This window comes from Mesorhizobium sp. M0048 (genome assembly GCF_040323405.1).
In the GTDB taxonomy this organism is placed as follows: Bacteria; Pseudomonadota; Alphaproteobacteria; order Rhizobiales; family Rhizobiaceae; genus Mesorhizobium.
Map to the genome: position 1 here is coordinate 36,497 of NZ_JAMYUV010000039.1, position 16,434 is coordinate 52,930.

General features: G+C 62.6%; 11 protein-coding genes. 8 read left to right on the top strand and 3 right to left on the bottom strand.

Annotated features, from left to right (window positions below):
* Positions 1-48: 48 nt before the first annotated feature.
* On the bottom strand, positions 49-1,338 hold the full coding sequence (aceA, locus tag NKJ84_RS24900) for an isocitrate lyase (RefSeq protein ID WP_352508663.1): 1,290 nt from the start codon (positions 1,336-1,338) through the stop codon (positions 49-51).
* Between the two features lie 238 nt (positions 1,339-1,576).
* Between aceA and NKJ84_RS24905 the strand changes: the two genes are divergently transcribed.
* The 7 genes from NKJ84_RS24905 (at position 1,577) to NKJ84_RS24935 (ending at position 9,716) form a co-directional block, all read left to right on the top strand.
* Entirely contained in the window at positions 1,577-3,028 is a 1,452-nt protein-coding gene (locus tag NKJ84_RS24905) for a helix-turn-helix domain-containing protein (protein ID WP_352508664.1), read from the top strand.
* A 192-nt stretch (positions 3,029-3,220) separates the two neighbouring features.
* Entirely contained in the window at positions 3,221-4,123 is a 903-nt protein-coding gene (locus tag NKJ84_RS24910; protein ID WP_352508665.1) for a DUF2167 domain-containing protein, read from the top strand.
* 182 nt (positions 4,124-4,305) lie between these two features.
* Positions 4,306-5,259 carry a DMT family transporter gene (locus tag NKJ84_RS24915; RefSeq protein ID WP_352508666.1) on the top strand — a complete coding sequence of 318 codons (954 nt, stop codon included), beginning with the start codon at positions 4,306-4,308 and terminating at the stop codon, positions 5,257-5,259.
* A 352-nt stretch (positions 5,260-5,611) separates the two neighbouring features.
* Entirely contained in the window at positions 5,612-6,709 is a 1,098-nt protein-coding gene (locus tag NKJ84_RS24920) for a polyamine ABC transporter substrate-binding protein (protein ID WP_254819291.1), read from the top strand.
* A 74-nt stretch (positions 6,710-6,783) separates the two neighbouring features.
* Positions 6,784-7,923 (top strand): ABC transporter ATP-binding protein, encoded by a 1,140-nt coding sequence (locus tag NKJ84_RS24925; RefSeq protein ID WP_352508667.1) that lies wholly within the window; start codon positions 6,784-6,786, stop codon positions 7,921-7,923.
* A 3-nt stretch (positions 7,924-7,926) separates the two neighbouring features.
* Entirely contained in the window at positions 7,927-8,901 is a 975-nt protein-coding gene (locus NKJ84_RS24930; protein ID WP_502899812.1) for an ABC transporter permease subunit, read from the top strand.
* Positions 8,898-9,716, top strand: coding sequence for an ABC transporter permease (locus NKJ84_RS24935; protein WP_254819294.1), 819 nt, complete (start codon positions 8,898-8,900; stop codon positions 9,714-9,716). Before NKJ84_RS24930 ends, NKJ84_RS24935 begins: the two co-directional genes overlap by 4 nt.
* Before the next feature lie 18 nt (positions 9,717-9,734).
* On the opposite strand, the gene NKJ84_RS24940 is transcribed toward NKJ84_RS24935, so the two are convergent.
* Entirely contained in the window at positions 9,735-11,585 is a 1,851-nt protein-coding gene (locus NKJ84_RS24940; RefSeq protein ID WP_352508669.1) for an AsmA family protein, read from the bottom strand.
* A gap of 183 nt (positions 11,586-11,768) precedes the next feature.
* Between NKJ84_RS24940 and NKJ84_RS24945 the strand changes: the two genes are divergently transcribed.
* Positions 11,769-13,727, top strand: a complete 1,959-nt coding sequence (locus NKJ84_RS24945) for an acetoacetate--CoA ligase (protein WP_352508670.1) — start codon at positions 11,769-11,771, stop codon at positions 13,725-13,727.
* Positions 13,728-14,008: 281 nt separating this feature from the next.
* Here NKJ84_RS24945 and NKJ84_RS24950 read toward each other — a convergent pair.
* On the bottom strand, positions 14,009-16,434 hold a 2,426-nt coding region (locus NKJ84_RS24950), incomplete at its 5' end, for a histidine kinase dimerization/phospho-acceptor domain-containing protein (RefSeq protein WP_352508671.1).

Here is a 16,434-nt window from a genome sequence, read left to right on the forward strand (position 1 = left end):
TTGTGTTGCCATGCCGTTTGGGCGTTCCTCTGTTTGTCTGCTATTCCGCTATTCCGCCGCCGGCCTGAATTGGGCGTGCTCGGTCGATCCATGCATGGCCGTGGTCGAAGACTGCCCACCGGTGATCGCCATCGAGACGGCGTCGAAATAGCCGGTGCCGACCTCGCGCTGGTGCTTGGTGGCGGTGTAGCCATAGGCTTCCGCGGCGAATTCCGCCTCCTGCAGTTCCGAATAGGCTGCCATCTGCCGCTCCTTGTAGCCGCGGGCGAGCTCGAACATGCCGAAATTGAGCTGGTGGAAACCGGCCAGCGTAATGAACTGGAACTTGTAACCCATGGCGCCGAGTTCCTTCTGGAACTTCGCAATCGTCGCGTCATCGAGATTCTTCTTCCAGTTGAAAGACGGCGAGCAATTATAGGCAAGCAGCTTGCCTGGATGATGCTTGCGCACGCCCTCGGCAAACGCCCTGGCCTGCCCAAGATCGGGCCTGGAGGTCTCGCACCAGATCAGGTCCGCATAGGGCGCATAGGCGACGGCACGGGCGATGCAGGGCTCGATGCCGTTGCTGACATGGTAGAAGCCCTCCGCCGTACGGCCGGCGCCATAATCGACGAAAGACCGGTCGCGTTCGTCGATGTCGGAGGTCAGGAGCTTTGCCGCTTCCGCGTCGGTGCGCGCCACGACCAGTGTCGGCGTGCCCATGACGTCGGCGGCAAGGCGCGCCGCATTGAGATTGCGGATGTGTGCGGCGGTTGGGATCAGCACCTTGCCGCCGAGATGGCCGCATTTCTTCTCCGAAGCCAGCTGGTCCTCGTAATGGACGCCGGCCGCACCCGCCTCGATGAATGCCTTCATGATCTCGAAGGCGTTGAGCGGCCCGCCGAAGCCGGCTTCGGCATCGGCGACGATCGGCGCGAACCAGGTGTCGACCGACAGCCCCTTGCCTTCGCAAGTCTCGATCTGGTCGGCGCGCTGCAGGGTGCGGTTGATGCGCTTGACCAGTTCGGGCGCCGCATTGGCGGGATAGAGCGACTGGTCCGGGTACATGGCGGAAGCGGTGTTGGCATCTGCGGCGACCTGCCATCCCGACAGATAGATCGCCTTCAGCCCGGCCCGCACCTGCTGCATCGCCTGGTTGCCCGACATGGCACCCAGCGCGTTGACGAAATCCTCTTCATGGATGAGCTGCCACAGCCGGTTTGCCCCCATTTCGGCGAGGCTCTGCCGGATCTGCACCGAGCCGCGCAGCCGCTTCACCTCCTCCGGCGAATAGGGCCGCTCGATGCCATCAAAGCGGCCTTGCGGCGCCGACGGGACAAGGTTGTAAAAGTCGGTCATTGGTCACTCCAGGCGGGTTTGATGCCGGTTTTCGGATGGCGTCGCAGAGGGAAAAATGTGTGCGCCATGTGTGACATCATTTACACGCCGGCACGACGCAAGCGAGGTAAACCTCCAGATTAGCCAGAAAATAAGGGAAAACCTGTGTTGTGTTTGACTAATGGGAGCTGTAAATCTGTCATGATTGTAAAAGCCGCCATGCCATCGGCGGATGTAAATTTCTGTCAAGGGCAGTCGATTGGCCGACCATAAAATCTTCGCCGGGCCGCGCATTCGTCGCATCCGCAACGCCAAGGGGCTAACCCAGACGGCGATGGCCGAAGGGCTCGGCATCTCGCCGTCCTATCTCAATCTCATCGAGCGCAACCAGCGGCCGCTGACGGTGCAACTGATCCTGAGGCTGGCATCCGTCTACAAGGTCGACCCGCACGAACTGCAAGGCGAGGCGCGGGGATCGGTCGCCGATTTGAAGGAAGTGTTTTCAGATCCGTTGCTGGCCGGCGAACTGCCGGGCGACCAGGAACTCATCGAGCTTGCCGAGGCGGCGCCCAACGCGTCCGCCGCTGTGATAAAACTGTTTCGCGCCTATCGCGAGCAGGCCAAGCGATTATCGGATCTCAACGAGCTGCTCGCGCGCGAGGGCAAGGCCACCGCACTCTCCGGTGCCCGGCTGCCGATCGACGAGGTGCATGAGATTTTCGAACGCCGGCCGAATCATTTTGCCGCGCTCGAAGAGGAAGCCGAGGCATTCACGTCGGTGCTCGATCCCGGCGACGATCTGTTCAGTGCGTTGAAGGCTTGGCTGCGGCGTGAATTCGGCATCGTCGTCAAGGTACTGCCGGTCGCCACCATGCCCAACTGGCGCCGTCGCTATGACCGTCACTCGCAACGCCTGTTCCTGTCCGAGCGCCTGTCGCCATTCGATCAGTTGCGCGAGCTGGCTATGGAGGCCTGCCTGATCCGCATGAGCGTCGCTGTCGCCGCCGAGATCCAGGCGCTGAAGCTGACCACGGACGAAGCCCGCCGGCTGGCGCGTTTCGAGCTCGGCCGCTATGCCGCGCACGCTCTGATGATGCCCTATCAGCCTTTTCACGCCGCTGCGGTCCGCACCCGCTACGACATCGACATGTTGCGGTCGCGCTTCGGCGTTTCGTTCGAGCAGGCGGCGAACCGGCTGGCCACACTGCAGCGGCCGGGGGCGTCAGGTGTGCCGTTCTTCATGCTCGAGGTCGACAGTGCCGGCAATCGCTTCCGCAAGGCGGGCAGCCACGGCTTTCCGCAAAGCCGCTTCGGCGGCGGTTGTCCGAGGCTGCCGGTCCATGCCGCCTTCGCCCAGCCCGGCCAGATCCTGGTCGAGGCGGTGGAAATGCCCGACGGCGCAGCGTTTATCTGCATTGCCCGCACGCTCGAGGGGCCGCCGGGCTCGTTTGCCGAGCGGCCGCGCCGCACCGCGCTGCTGCTCGGCTGCGACATCGGTTTTAGCGACGAGGTCGTCTATGGAGCGGCGTTGCCGAGGCCCGCCGCCATCGGCAAGACCGGACAGAGCGCCACGGCGACGGCGACGCCGGTTGGCCCTGCCTGCCGGCTGTGCGAGCGCATCGGCTGCCTCGCCCGCGCCGAGCCACCCGTTACACGCCCGCTCGGCCTCGATGAGATGGTGACGGGGCTGTCGGCATTCGATTTTCAGTGATCCGGCTCCAGCAATATTGCGGCTGAATCTTCGACCGAAGAACCTCATCTGTTCCTGCGGCGGCAACCAGTAAGCTGGTTGTTGTCGGCCAAAATATTGGTTCAGCCAAAATATTGATTCAGCCGAATATTGATTCAACATTGACAGTACGGTATCAAAAAAAAGAACTGCGCAACGGTCGGGGGATCAATGATGGGCAGGACAGTTTTTTGGCTTGGCTTGGCGCTCGCGTTTTCGGTGGCCGATCCCGCATTGGCTGAAAAGTCCTCGGATTTCTTCAAGTCCTATCAACAGTATAATGATGCCGGCAAGGCGTTCCTGGACAAGATCGATCCGAAGACCGGCGCGATAAATCTTGCCGAAGGCATCCATCTCGATCTCAAGGACAAGTTCTATTTTCTGGACAAGAAGGACACGCTCACCGTCCTCACCGAAGCCTGGGGTAATCCGCCCGACTCTGGTTCTGATGCCCTCGGCATGATCTTTCCAGTCTCCCATGATCCCATTGCCGATAACAATTGGGGGATAGAGCTGCGCTGGGAAAAGATTGGTTACGTCGACGACAGTGACGCCGCGTCCATCGATTACAATGAACTGCTGCGCAATATGCAGTCAGACACTCTGTCCGGCAACGATCAGAGGGTAAAGGATGGCTACGCGCCCATTACGCTGATCGGCTGGGCGTCGCCGCCGGTTTATGACGCGGCCCACAAGCGCCTTCACTGGGCCAAGGAGCTGCAATTTGGGAACGATGCCGCCCATACGCTCAACTACGACGTCCGTTTCCTTGGCAGGGAGGGCGTCTTCGTGATGAGCTATATCGCGACGGTGGAACAATTGCCGGAGATAAGGCAAAGCCTGGATGAAGTGCTTGGCCTCGCGGACTTCAATACCGGCAAGACATACGCCGATTTCGTGCCGGGCGTCGATACGGTTGCGGCGATTGGCGTCGGTGGCCTGATTGCCGGAAAGCTGGCGGCGAAAGCAGGTTTTCTGGTCGTGGCGCTGATCGCGCTGAAAAAGTTTGGCCTGCTCCTGCTGGTTCCCCTGGCCGGTCTCTGGCGCTTTATCCGCGGCAACAGGGGCACGTCGTAAAGCGATCGTCGACAGGTCGCCTCGGATCATCGCCGGGCGAGGGCGAGGCGCCCTCATCAGTGCGCCAAACGGAACATTGAACTGGATCACGCCCGGCCTTCTGCTTTGCGTTACGCGAATGAGGCACGTCTCTGTCGTCCATTGCACGTCGTGCTGCTCCGAATTCGCCGACAGTCGCACCCATGACCGATACCGCATCATCTCCGGTTGCCGCTTCGCCGATCGTGTCGCCGCAAGGGGAACGCGTCGGTTTCCTGCTGGTATTCCTGTCGGCGCTGATGTGGAGTTTTGGCGGCACAATTGCGCGCTTCATCGACAACACTGACAGCTGGACGGTGGTGTTCTGGCGCTCGGTCTGGGCCGCTGCCTTCCTGCTCTGCTTCATGGTCTGGCGCGACGGCTGGCGTGGCACGCTGAAGCTGTTTCGTGGCATGGGCCTGGCCGGCCTTGCGGTGGCGTTCTGCTTCGCCACGGCGTCGACCTCTTTCGTCGTCGCGCTTGCCTATACCACCGTCGCCAACATTCTGTTGATGCAGGCCGGCGTGCCGCTTCTGGCTGCGCTGTTTGCCTGGGCGCTGTTTCGCGAACGGGTGGCGGTGGCGACCTGGTTGGCGATTGCCGCCGTCATTGCCGGCGTCGCCATCATGGTGTCGGAATCGCTCGATGGCGCGGTATCGCCGATCGGCGACGGGCTGGCGCTGCTCATCGCCGTCATGTTCTCGGTCGCCACCGTCATCACGCGCCGCTTTGCCCATGTGCGCATGACCCCGGCGACTTGCCTCGGCACGATGCTGGCGGCCGCCTTTGCGGCATCGCAAGGGTCGGCCCTCGGCGTCTCGAGCCACGATATGGGCTTTCTCTTTGTCTTTGGCGTGATCAATCTGGGACTCGGCCTCGCCTTCTTCGCCACCGGCGCCCGGCTTGTTCCGGCCGCCGTCGCGGCGCTGCTCGGCACGTTCGAACCGATCCTTGGCCCGATCTGGGTCTGGCTCATCCATTCCGAGGTGCCGTCGGCGCGCACCATCGTCGGCGGTGCGGTCGTCGTCACCGCACTGCTCGTCCATATCGGGCTCGAATTCAAGCGTCAGACGCGGCCCGCGCGAGCGGGCGTCACCGGTGTGCCGTCGCCTAATTGATGCAGCGCACGCGACAAAGCGAGATGAACCATTGACAATGTCGCGGCCGCGCGGGCAGGCTGCGATCACGGCAACAACAAGACAGGCGTATCTTGCCAAGTCTCCATGCCGGCCGCATCGAGGCCGGACAACATCGTCGTCTCCCTGCCCGCGCCGTAGCGAAAGCTTCCGACGGCGCCGGAACACCAGCAACGCCACGCCAAGTCTTCGCTGTCGCCTCGTCGCCGAACCATAATGGCGCCGGCAATTCCCGCTTGTCGCCTGCCTGCAAGCCCAATACCCTGAAGCAAATGCCCAGCCGCGCGAGCGCCGCGACGAGCTGGCGACGGAACACTCATCAAAGGAGAATAGCATGACCCGCAAAGCGCTCTGGCTTTCGGCGACTTCGGCGTTTCTGGCAGTTTTCACCTTAGGCGCGCATGCCGAGGATCGCGTCGTCAACGTGTTCAACTGGTCGGACTATATCGACAGTTCGATCATCGACGACTTCACCAAGGAAACCGGCATCAAGGTCGTCTACGACACTTTCGATTCCAACGAGATCCTGGAAACGAAGCTGCTCGCCGGCGGCAGCGGCTACGATGTCGTCGTGCCGAGCGGCAATTTCCTTGCACGCCAGATCCAGGCGGGTGTGTTCCAGAAGCTCGACAAGTCGAAACTGCCGAACATTTCCAATATGTGGGACACGGTCATGGAACGGACCGCCAAATATGATCCCGGCAACGAATATTCGATCAACTACATGTGGGGTACCGTCGGCATCGGCTACAACATCAAGAAGGTGCAGGCAGCGCTCGGCACCGACAAGATCGACAGCTGGGACGTGTTCTTCAATCCCGAAAGCCTGGCCAAATTGAAGGACTGCGGCGTCTATGTGCTGGATTCGCCGGCCGACATCATACCGGCGGCATTGAAATATCTGGGCCTCGACCCGAACAGCACATCGCCCGATGAGATCGCCAAGGCCGAAGAAACATTGCTGAAGGTCCGGCCCTATATCCGCAAGTTCCACTCGTCCGAATACATCAACGCTCTTGCCAATGGCGACATCTGCCTGGCGGTTGGCTGGTCGGGTGACGTCTTCCAGGCCCGCAACCGCGCCGACGAAGCCAAGCAGGGCGTCGAGATCGGCTACTCCGTGCCGAAGGAAGGTGCGCAGATGTGGTTCGACCAGATGGCGATCCCGGCCGACGCGCAGCATGTCGCCGAAGCGCATGAGTTCCTGAACTACATGATGAAGCCCGAAGTGATCGCCAAATCGTCGAACTATGTGCTCTACGCCAACGGCAACAAGGCTTCGCAGCAGTTCATCGACAAGGCGATCCTGGAAGATCCGGCGATCTATCCAGACGCCGCCACCTTGCAGAAGCTCTACACCGTCTCGCCTTACGATCCCAAGACCCAGCGCATCATCACCCGCACCTGGACCAAGATCGTCACTGGCCAATAACAATCTGACCAGGCCCCGGCCGCCGGCTGCCGGGCCCGCTTTCTCATTGGGCAAGCAGCAGGACGGAGTGGGACATGAAATCGCTTGGCAGCATCCGCAGGGATTTCGCGCCATGGAACGATCCGAACGCCAAGCCATACATCCAGTTCGACAACGTCACCAAGAAATTCGGTGAGTTCACGGCGGTCAACAACCTGTCGCTGACCATCTTCGAACGCGAATTCTTTGCCTTGCTTGGAGCCTCAGGCTGCGGGAAATCGACGCTGCTCAGGATGCTTGCCGGCTTCGAGGAGCCGACCGCCGGCCGCATCCTGCTCGATGGCCAGGATCTGCGCGGCATTCCGCCCTACCGGCGGCCGGTCAACATGATGTTCCAGTCCTACGCCTTGTTTCCGCATATGACGGTCGAGAACAACATCGCGTTCGGCCTCAAGCAGGAAGGCATGGTCAAGGCCGATATCGAAAAGCGCGTCGCCGAGATGCTGAAGTTGGTCAAGCTCGAGCAGTTCGCCAAGCGCAAGCCGCACCAATTGTCGGGCGGCCAGCGCCAGCGCGTCGCGCTCGCGCGCTCGGTGGCAAAGCGCCCGAAAGTCTTGCTGCTCGACGAGCCGCTTGGCGCGCTGGACAAGAAGCTGCGCGAGGAAACCCAGTTTGAGCTGATGGACCTGCAGCAGAATCTCGGCCTCACCTTCGTCGTCGTCACCCATGACCAGGAAGAGGCGATGACGATGGCCGACCGCATCGCCATCATCGACAAGGGCGAAGTGATGCAGGTGGCGACACCGGCCGAGGTCTACGAAGCGCCGGGCTCGCGCTTCGTCGCCGGCTTCGTCGGCAACGTGAATATGTTCGACGGGAGGATCGCGGCTGGCGAGGCCGGCAGCGCAAGCATCGATGCCGGCAACGGCATCACCATCCGAACCGAAAACGCCGGCAGTGCCGCCGCCGGGACATCCGTCACCTTCGCCATCAGACCGGAGAAGATCAAGGTGTCCTCGACGAAACCCGCCGGTGCCGTCAATGCCATCGAGGGCGAGGTCTACGATATCGCCTATCTCGGTGACATGACCGTCTATCACGTCAGGCTGGACGATGGTCAGGTGGTGCGGGCAAGCACTATGAACGCGGCACGCCTCACCGAGGATCCGCTGAGCTGGAACGACCGCGCCTGGATTTCCTTCCGCCCTGACGCCGGCGTCGTGCTGACACGGTAGGGATTGATCATGTCCGCTGTCACTGCCGCAACAAGCTCTCCGGCAAATGCTGCCGGTAAATCCGCCCCGGCCAGGCTGAGCGCGGCTTTCGTCGGCCGTCTCGTCATTATCGTCCCCTATCTCTGGCTGCTGTTCTTCTTTCTTGTCCCCTTCATCATCGTCTTCAAGATTTCGCTGTCGCAGACGGCGATCGCCATGCCGCCCTATACTCCGGTGCTCGATTTCCGCGGCGGCATTTCGGGGTTCATCTCGGGGGTTGGCGCGCTCAATTTCGACAACTACACGTGGCTGACGCAGGATGCGCTCTACTTCAACGCCTATGTGACGAGCGTCGTCGTCGCCGCCATCTCGACGGTCCTGACATTGCTTGTCGGCTATCCCATTGCCTATGGCATGGCGCGCGCTCCGGCGACGATCCGCCCGACCTTGCTGATGCTGGTGATCCTGCCGTTCTGGACCTCGTTCCTGATCCGTGTCTATGCCTGGATCGGCATCCTCAAGCCCGAAGGCCTGCTCAACCAGCTGCTGCTCGCCAGCGGCATCATCAGCCAGCCGCTGATCATCCTCAACACCTATACGGCTATCTTCATCGGTATCGTCTACTCCTATCTGCCGTTCATGGTGCTGCCGCTCTATTCGTCGTTGGAGAAGATGGACCATACGCTGATCGAGGCGGCGAAGGATCTCGGGTGCCCGCCGACCAGCGCCTTCTGGAAGATCACCTTTCCGCTGTCGCTGCCCGGCGTCATCGCCGGCTGCCTCCTGGTGTTCATTCCCGCCGTCGGTGAGTTCGTCATTCCCGACCTGCTCGGCGGCTCGCAGACGCTGATGATCGGCAGGACGCTGTGGAACGAGTTCTTCGCCAACCGTGACTGGCCGGTGTCGTCCGCCGTTGCCGTCATCCTGCTGCTGCTGCTGATCGTGCCGATCATGATTTTCCAGCGGGCCCAGGCGCGTGCTCAGGAGCAGGACCAATGAACGCCACCTGGAGCCGCTTCAACGTCATTTCGATCGTGCTCGGCTTTGCCTTTCTCTACCTGCCGATCGTCCTGCTCGTCGTGTTCTCTTTCAACGAGTCGAAGCTGGTCACCGTCTGGGGCGGCTTCTCGACGAAATGGTACGTCTCGCTGTTCCACAACCGGGGTCTGATGGACGCCACCTGGGTGACGGCCCGGGTCGGCGTCATCTCGGCAACCGTGGCGACCGTGCTCGGCACGCTGGCGGCGCTCACCTTGACACGCTACACGCGCTTTCGCGGCCGGCTTCTGTTTTCGGGCATGGTGTTTGCGCCGCTGGTCATGCCCGAAGTCATCACCGGCCTGTCGCTGCTGCTGCTCTTCGTCGCCGTCGGCCTCGACCGCGGCTTTCTGACGGTGACGCTTGCCCACACCACGCTGACCATGTGCTTCGTCGCGGTGGTGGTGCAGTCGCGCCTGATCACCTTCGATCGGTCACTGGAAGAAGCCGCGATGGACCTCGGTGCACCGCCGGTAAGGACCTTCTTCCAGATCACGCTGCCGGTCATCATGCCGGCGATCGTCTCCGGCTGGATGCTGGCCTTCACGCTCTCGCTCGACGACCTGGTTATTGCCAGCTTCACCTCGGGTCCCGGCGCCACGACACTGCCGATGAAGATCTACAGCCAAGTTCGCCTCGGCGTGACGCCGGAAATCAACGCCGCCTGCACCATCCTGATCGCCGTTGTCGCCGTCGGTGTGATCATCGCTTCGCTTGTCAACAAGAGCCGCGAAGTGCAGCGCCAGCGCGACGAGCAGGCCGCGCAGCGCGGTTGAAGCTGCTGCTGCCGCTGCTTACTCTCCCGAAACGCCGCGGCTTATCGGCGAGATGAACGGCGTGCTCCACGTGCCGCCGACGAAGAACGACGACTGATTGGGTCCCTGGGCGTTCGTCTGCGTGGCAGCCTGGCTCGGCCGGACGATGCCGCCGGACAGTGCCAGCCCGCGTCCGGCATAGGATGCAATGCCGGAAAGCCAGATCTTGTATTGCGCGGAATTCACCTCGGCCTTGTCGATGCGTGCCACGCCGTTCGAAATGCTCGCCTTGAGCTCTGCCCCGTCGATCGGCAGCGTTCCGTCCGAGACGTCGTCCAGCGCGAAGAATCCGCCCTGTTCGGTGTGCTTGAGGAACGCCGGCAGGTTAAGCCGGCTCAGCGCACCCGCGCCGAACGTCGCGGACAGCGAGCCATTGGCGTTTTCGAAAATCGAGTCCCAGGTTCTGCCAGGCCCCTTGAGGATGACCGAAACGGTTCCAGTGCCGATCGGCACCAGCCGTGTCATCCCGGCCGCGGTGCCGAAGGCGCCGCCGTCGATATCGGAAGCAAGCAGCCGGATCTCGACTTCGGTGCCGGCGGGCTTGCGGTCGAAACGGACGCTGCTCTGGACGTTGCCGCCAAAGGCGGATGCATCCGAGATGTCGAAGACGGCAAGGCCGTTCTTGACCTGGGCGGTGGCGGCGACCTCGGCAAGCTGGATGGCGCCGGCCGTGGCATGCGCCGCCGACAGCCTGAGATCGAGATTGATCCGGTCGGCGAAGCTCGTATCGATTTCGCCCGGATCGGTGCCGCCGGCCGATGGCACCGGGGCAAAGGCGGAAAGAAATGATCTGAGGTCGAGCGTATCGAAGGCAAGTGTGCCGGAGATCACCGGCAATGCCTCGCCGTAGGTGAAGTCCAGCGCGCCCATTCCGGGGTTGTTGTCGAGGGTCAGGGCGGTGTTTTCGAATTTGACGCGCCCGGCCGTCGCCGTGATCTTGCTTGAAACCGAGATCGAGCCGATTGCCGCACCGGGCGCGATGCCGGCCTGCGACCATTCGAGCACGCGTCGGAGCGAAGGTGCGGCGAATTTTGCCTGGCCGTCGAAATAGCCGTTTTCCGACATGCTGGCGCGGCCGTCGAATGAAAAACTGGCCGGCGCCGCCTTGAAGGAAAACGTGACCGGTGCTGTGCCGCCACCAAACAACACAAGCGGGTTCGGCGATGCGGCGTCGATGGCAACACTTTCGCCGCGCCATATCCCGGTCGCCGACAGCGTCGCATTGCTGTTCATCGCGGCCCAGTTCGCCTGGCCGCTCAGGCTGCTCAATATCTCCTGGTCCTTGTCGCCGATGGCAGCCACCACGCGGCCGTCCCTGAACTCGACTGTGCCGAACGGATCTGTTGGCAGCTTGCCGAGATCCGGCTTGGCGGGATTTGTGTTGATCACCGCGCGGGCAGCATCGATCGAACGCGTAATGCGCCCGCCGCTGGGAATCGCAGGCAGGAAAAACCCGCTCGCGGTACGCTGAACCCGGATCGTCGGTCGTACCAGCCGCGCCGTCGAAAACACCACGTCGCCACGCAGCGCCGCCATCGCCGAGAGGTCGACCTCGACCCGTTCGGCTTCGACCACGGGCGGCGCATCCGTCTCTGTCCATTGCGACAGCGTCACGTCGCTCAGGATCGCCCGGAAATTCGGCCAGACCTCGATGCGCGGCGCGCCGTCGATGGTGACCCGGAAACCGCTCCAGGCGCTCATTTCCCATGCGATGCGGTCGCGTACGATGCGGGTCGAGGCGATCAACGGCAAGGCTGCGACGACCAGCGCGATGACGATGACGGCTGCGCCGATCGCCCATATTCCGCGTCGGATCAAAGGTGATGGCATATCGCCCTGTATGCTTCCATTCCGACAAAATCGCCCGACGGGTGTAACCGACGGCTGACGCATTTCAAGTCTTTATGGCCCGGCGATGGCATTTGCGCACACCCTGACCGGCGCGGTCCAACAAAATCTTGCTCTGCTGCATCGCGATATTGCATAAGCGATGCAGCCTGCGGAGGAACAATGATGGCTGACGACGCACCGCTCTGGATCCCGACGCAAGAGCAGATCGACGCGGCGCCGATGACCGCCTTCATGAACGCCGCGGCGAGCATGGCCGGCGAGTCTTTCTCCTCCTATGCCGACCTGCATCGCTGGTCGATCGATGACCGCGAGACCTTCTGGAGCTTGGTCTGGGACTTTTGTGGCATCGTCGGCGACAAGGGCGAACGCGTGCTGATCGATGGCGACAAGATGCCCGGCGCGACCTTCTTCCCTGATGCGAAGCTGAACTTCGCCGAGAATCTCCTCAAGAAAACCGGGCTTGGCGACGCAATCGTCTTTCGCGGCGAGGACAAGGTCGAGCGGCGGCTGTCCTGGAACGAGCTGCATGCGCTGACCTCGCGCCTGCAGCAGCTTTTCCTGTCGCTCAAGGTGAAGAAGGGCGACCGCATCGCCGCGATGATGCCCAACATGCCGGAGACCGTTGCTGCGATGCTGGCGGCCGCCTCGATCGGCGCGGTCTGGTCGTCCTGCTCCCCGGATTTCGGCGAGCAGGGGGTTCTCGACCGGTTCGGCCAGATCGAGCCTGTCGTGTTCATCGCGCCGGACGGCTACTGGTACAATGGCAAGGCGATCGAAGTCGCCGACAAGATCGCGGCCGTGGCGGGCAAGCTCGCCACCGTCCGCAAGGTCCTCATTGTCGACTATCTCGGCACCTCGCTCGACGTCGCGGCGACCATCGGCAAGGCGGCCGCGCTGGAAGAGGCGCTGTCACCCTTTGCCGCCAGGCCTGTCAGCTACGAGAGGCTGCCGTTTTCGCATCCGCTGTACATCCTGTTTTCGTCCGGCACGACCGGCATCCCCAAATGCATTGTCCATTCGGCCGGCGGAACGCTGATCCAGCACGTCAAGGAAGAACGGCTGCATGCCGGCCTGCTCGACGGCGACCGCTTCTTCTACTTCACCACCTGCGGCTGGATGATGTGGAACTGGCTGGTGTCGGGCCTGGCGTCGGGCGCCACCTTGCTGCTCTACGACGGCTCACCCTTGTACCCGGACGGCAATACGCTGTTCGACTTCGCCGATGCCGAGAAGATGACGTATTTCGGCACCTCGGCCAAATTCATAGATTCCGTGCGCAAGGCCGGCCTCAAGCCGATCCGCACGCATGATCTTTCCAGCGTGCGCGCCATCTCCTCGACCGGCTCGCCGCTATCGCCGGAAGATTTCCGCTTCGTCTACGAAGGCATCAAGAAGGACGTGCATCTGGCTTCGATTTCCGGCGGCACCGATATCGTCTCCTGCCTCGTGCTCGGCGTGCCGATCGAACCGGTATGGACCGGCGAGATCCAGGGGCCTGGGCTCGGTCTTGCCGTCGATGTCTGGGACGATGACGGCCGGCCGCTCCGCCAGGAGAAGGGCGAGCTCGTCTGCACCAAGGCGTTTCCCGCGATGCCGCTCGGCTTCTGGAACGACCCTGACGGCAGGAAATACCGAGCCGCCTATTTCGAACGGTTCGACAATGTCTGGTGCCACGGCGATTTCGCCGAATGGACCGCCCATGGCGGCCTGATCATCCATGGCCGTTCCGACGCCACGCTCAATCCGGGCGGTGTCAGGATCGGCACGGCGGAGATCTACAATCAGGTCGAGCAAATGCCGGAAATCCTCGAAGCACTATGCATCGGCCAGGATTTCGACAATGACGTTCGCGTGGTGCTGTTCGTGCGGCTGGCGGCAGGCGTCGAGCTCGATGCCGAGCTGGAAAAACGCATCCGCGCGAAAATCCGCATCGGGGCGAGCCCGCGCCACGTGCCGGCCAAGATCGTCGCCGTCAGCGATATTCCGCGCACCAAATCGGGCAAGATCACCGAGCTCGCGGTACGCGACATGGTGCATGGCCGCGCCATCAAGAACAAGGAAGCGCTCGCCAATCCCGAAGCGCTCGAGCTGTTCCGCAACCTGCCGCAGCTTGCCGACTGACCCGGGATCCAAGGCGGGAGCCGTTTTGAGGTCTCAGGTATCGTTAACAAATTATCTCTTCGGAATTTACCTAGATTTCATGAGTGGTACACATTGGTAAATTTTCCGGCGTGCCGGTAAGGATTTGTTAAGGCCCGGCATCGATAGTCGTGCGTAACTTGAGGGAGAAATCCCGTTCCTCTTAGCCCCGAGAGGATCTGATTCGCTCAAGCCCCGTTGTGACAGCAATCCTATCATTCAAGGCGTCCTGTTGGACGCCTTTTTTCTTTGCGCAACCATAGCTAACCGGCGAGCACACGGGTCGAGGGAAAGGCGACTTCGACCAGGGTTCCCTCGCCGGGCGTCGAGTTGATGGTGAACCGGGCCCGGTTCGCTTCGACCATCGCCTTGGTCAGCGGCAGCCCAAGACCGGTGCCGTCGCCGCGGCCGCGCTTCAGCGCATTGATCTGCTTGAACGGCTTCAGCGCCTGCTCGATCTCGGACGGGCTCATGCCGATGCCGGTATCGCGCACGCGCATGACGACATCGCCGGAGAGTTCGTAGGCCGTCGACACGATAACCTGGCCGCCGGCCTGCGTGTAGCGGACGGCGTTCGACAGGATGTTGAGCGCGATCTGCCGAACGCTGCGCAGATCGGCCACCACTTCCGGCAGCCGCGAGGCGAAGCTGGAGCGGATGATGACGCGTTCCCGGTTGGCTTGCGGCTGCATCATCGCCACGGTTTCGGCCAGCGTGTCGTTAAGCGACACCGCCTCGTAGGCCATCTCCTGCTGGCCTGCCTCGATTTTCGAAATGTCGAGCAGGTCGTTGACCAGATCGAGCACGTGGTTGCCCGAACGGTTGATGTCGCGCAGATAGTCGCGATAGCGGTCATTGGCCACCGGCCCGAATTTCTCGTCGACCATCAGCTCGGAAAAGCCGATGATGGCGTTGAGCGGCGTGCGGATCTCGTGGCTGATGCGGGCCAGAAAATCGGTCTTCTGCGACGAGGCGCGTTCGGCGACCGCGCGCGCCTGGGTCAAGTCCTCTTCGGCCCGCTTCCACTGGGTGATATCGCGCACCACCGCACAGAAGCCGCTGTCGTTGGGCAGCCTGCCGATGGTCATGAACAGCGGAATGAAACGCCCCTGCGCCTCGCGCCCGATCACCTCGCGGCCATCGTTCATCACGCTTGCAACGCCGGGCTCCGACAACCCCTCGAGATAGTCACGCGCCGCGCGCTGGCTTTCGATCGCAAACAGCGAGACGAACGGCTTGCCGGTCACCTCGTCGCTGTCGAAGCCAAACAGCGCTTCCGCCGGACGGCTAATTGAACGGATCGTTCCGTTACGGCCCATCAGCACGACGCCGTCGGTGGCGGTGTCGATGATGGTGCGCATTTCGGCAATGCGCGCCTTGAGCTCGGAAACATCCGGCTGCGTTTGGTCGTCGGCAGCGCCATGCGGAATGGCTGATGCTTCGTCGTCGCCGGAACGGCGTACGACCAGCATCAGTGCCTTGCCGTTCCCCCACGGGACGGAGCGCAAAATCGCGTCGATCGGAAACTCCTGACCGTCGCGCGTCCTCAGCCGTAATGCGCGGTCGCCGCCCTCCGAACTGCCGTCGTCGGCATAAGGGTCGGCAAACAGCGCGCCGAGCCCGCCCGCCTCGTCCAGGGCGTTGAGCGTCGCATAGCCGGTCAAGCCGAGGAATTCGTCGTTCGCGTAGTACAGTTGATCGCCGGAATGGATAAGCACCGGCACCGGTAGCTTGCCGAGGATCGAGGTATCCGGCCCCTTGTTGTCCGCTCCGGCAAACGCCGACGGCACGAAGCCGTCGAGTTTGAGCGGTGGTGCCTGCGGCCGCTCGACGGGCGGCACCTGGCCGGCAGCGTCGGCTGCGCTGTCCTCGGACCAATCCTCACTGTCCTCGGCGTCACGGAAATCTTCGGCCGTCATGCTATCGTCGTCGCCATCCCGCGGCGCTTCGGCGACGATCGTTCGACGGTCCGTGCTGGGCTCATCGCCTTCCTGCGCTTCATCGCTGGGTTCGCGGTCGGCATAGTCGAGCAGCGATCCGGAAACAGGGCGTGTGACGGGTTCGCCGGCTTGCGCCTCTGCTACCGCCTCATCCGGCTGCTCGCCGTCGAGCCGGGCGAGGTCCTTCTGGTCCTCGGCATCGGCCTCGGGCGGTTCGGCGGCAGCCGCCCCGCTTTCCGGACCTGGTTCCGGCATCTCACCCTTGTCCGTCGGGCCGGCTCCTTTCAGCTTTGGCTCGTCGGCATTGCCGGCTGCCTCGACTTTCTCAACCGGCTTCTGCTTTCCGGCGCTGGGCTGTTCTTCGGCCGGGGTGCTGTCCTTCTTGAGACGCTCGCCAATCTCGCGAAACGCGCTGCGTTCCAGCGTCGACAGGCCCTTGTCGTTGGCCGGCTGCCGGTGCTCGGCCAGCCGGATCACCTTGTCGGCAAAGCGCCGCTCGGGCTTTGGCACGATGGTCAACGCCGGCACTTCGCCCCTGAACGGATCGGCGGGTTTCGGTGTCGCCGGGGCAGGTTCGACGGCTTCCGGCCCAACGCTCGCGGCGGGCTTCTCCTCGGCGACAAGGGCCATGCCGACGGCATCCGGATCGACCACCGCATCGCCGCTCCTGGCGACGCCGAAGCCGCGAAAACCTTCGAAAACCCGGCTGCGGCTGTAAACCGGGAGCGCCGCCAGATCGACGGGTATCT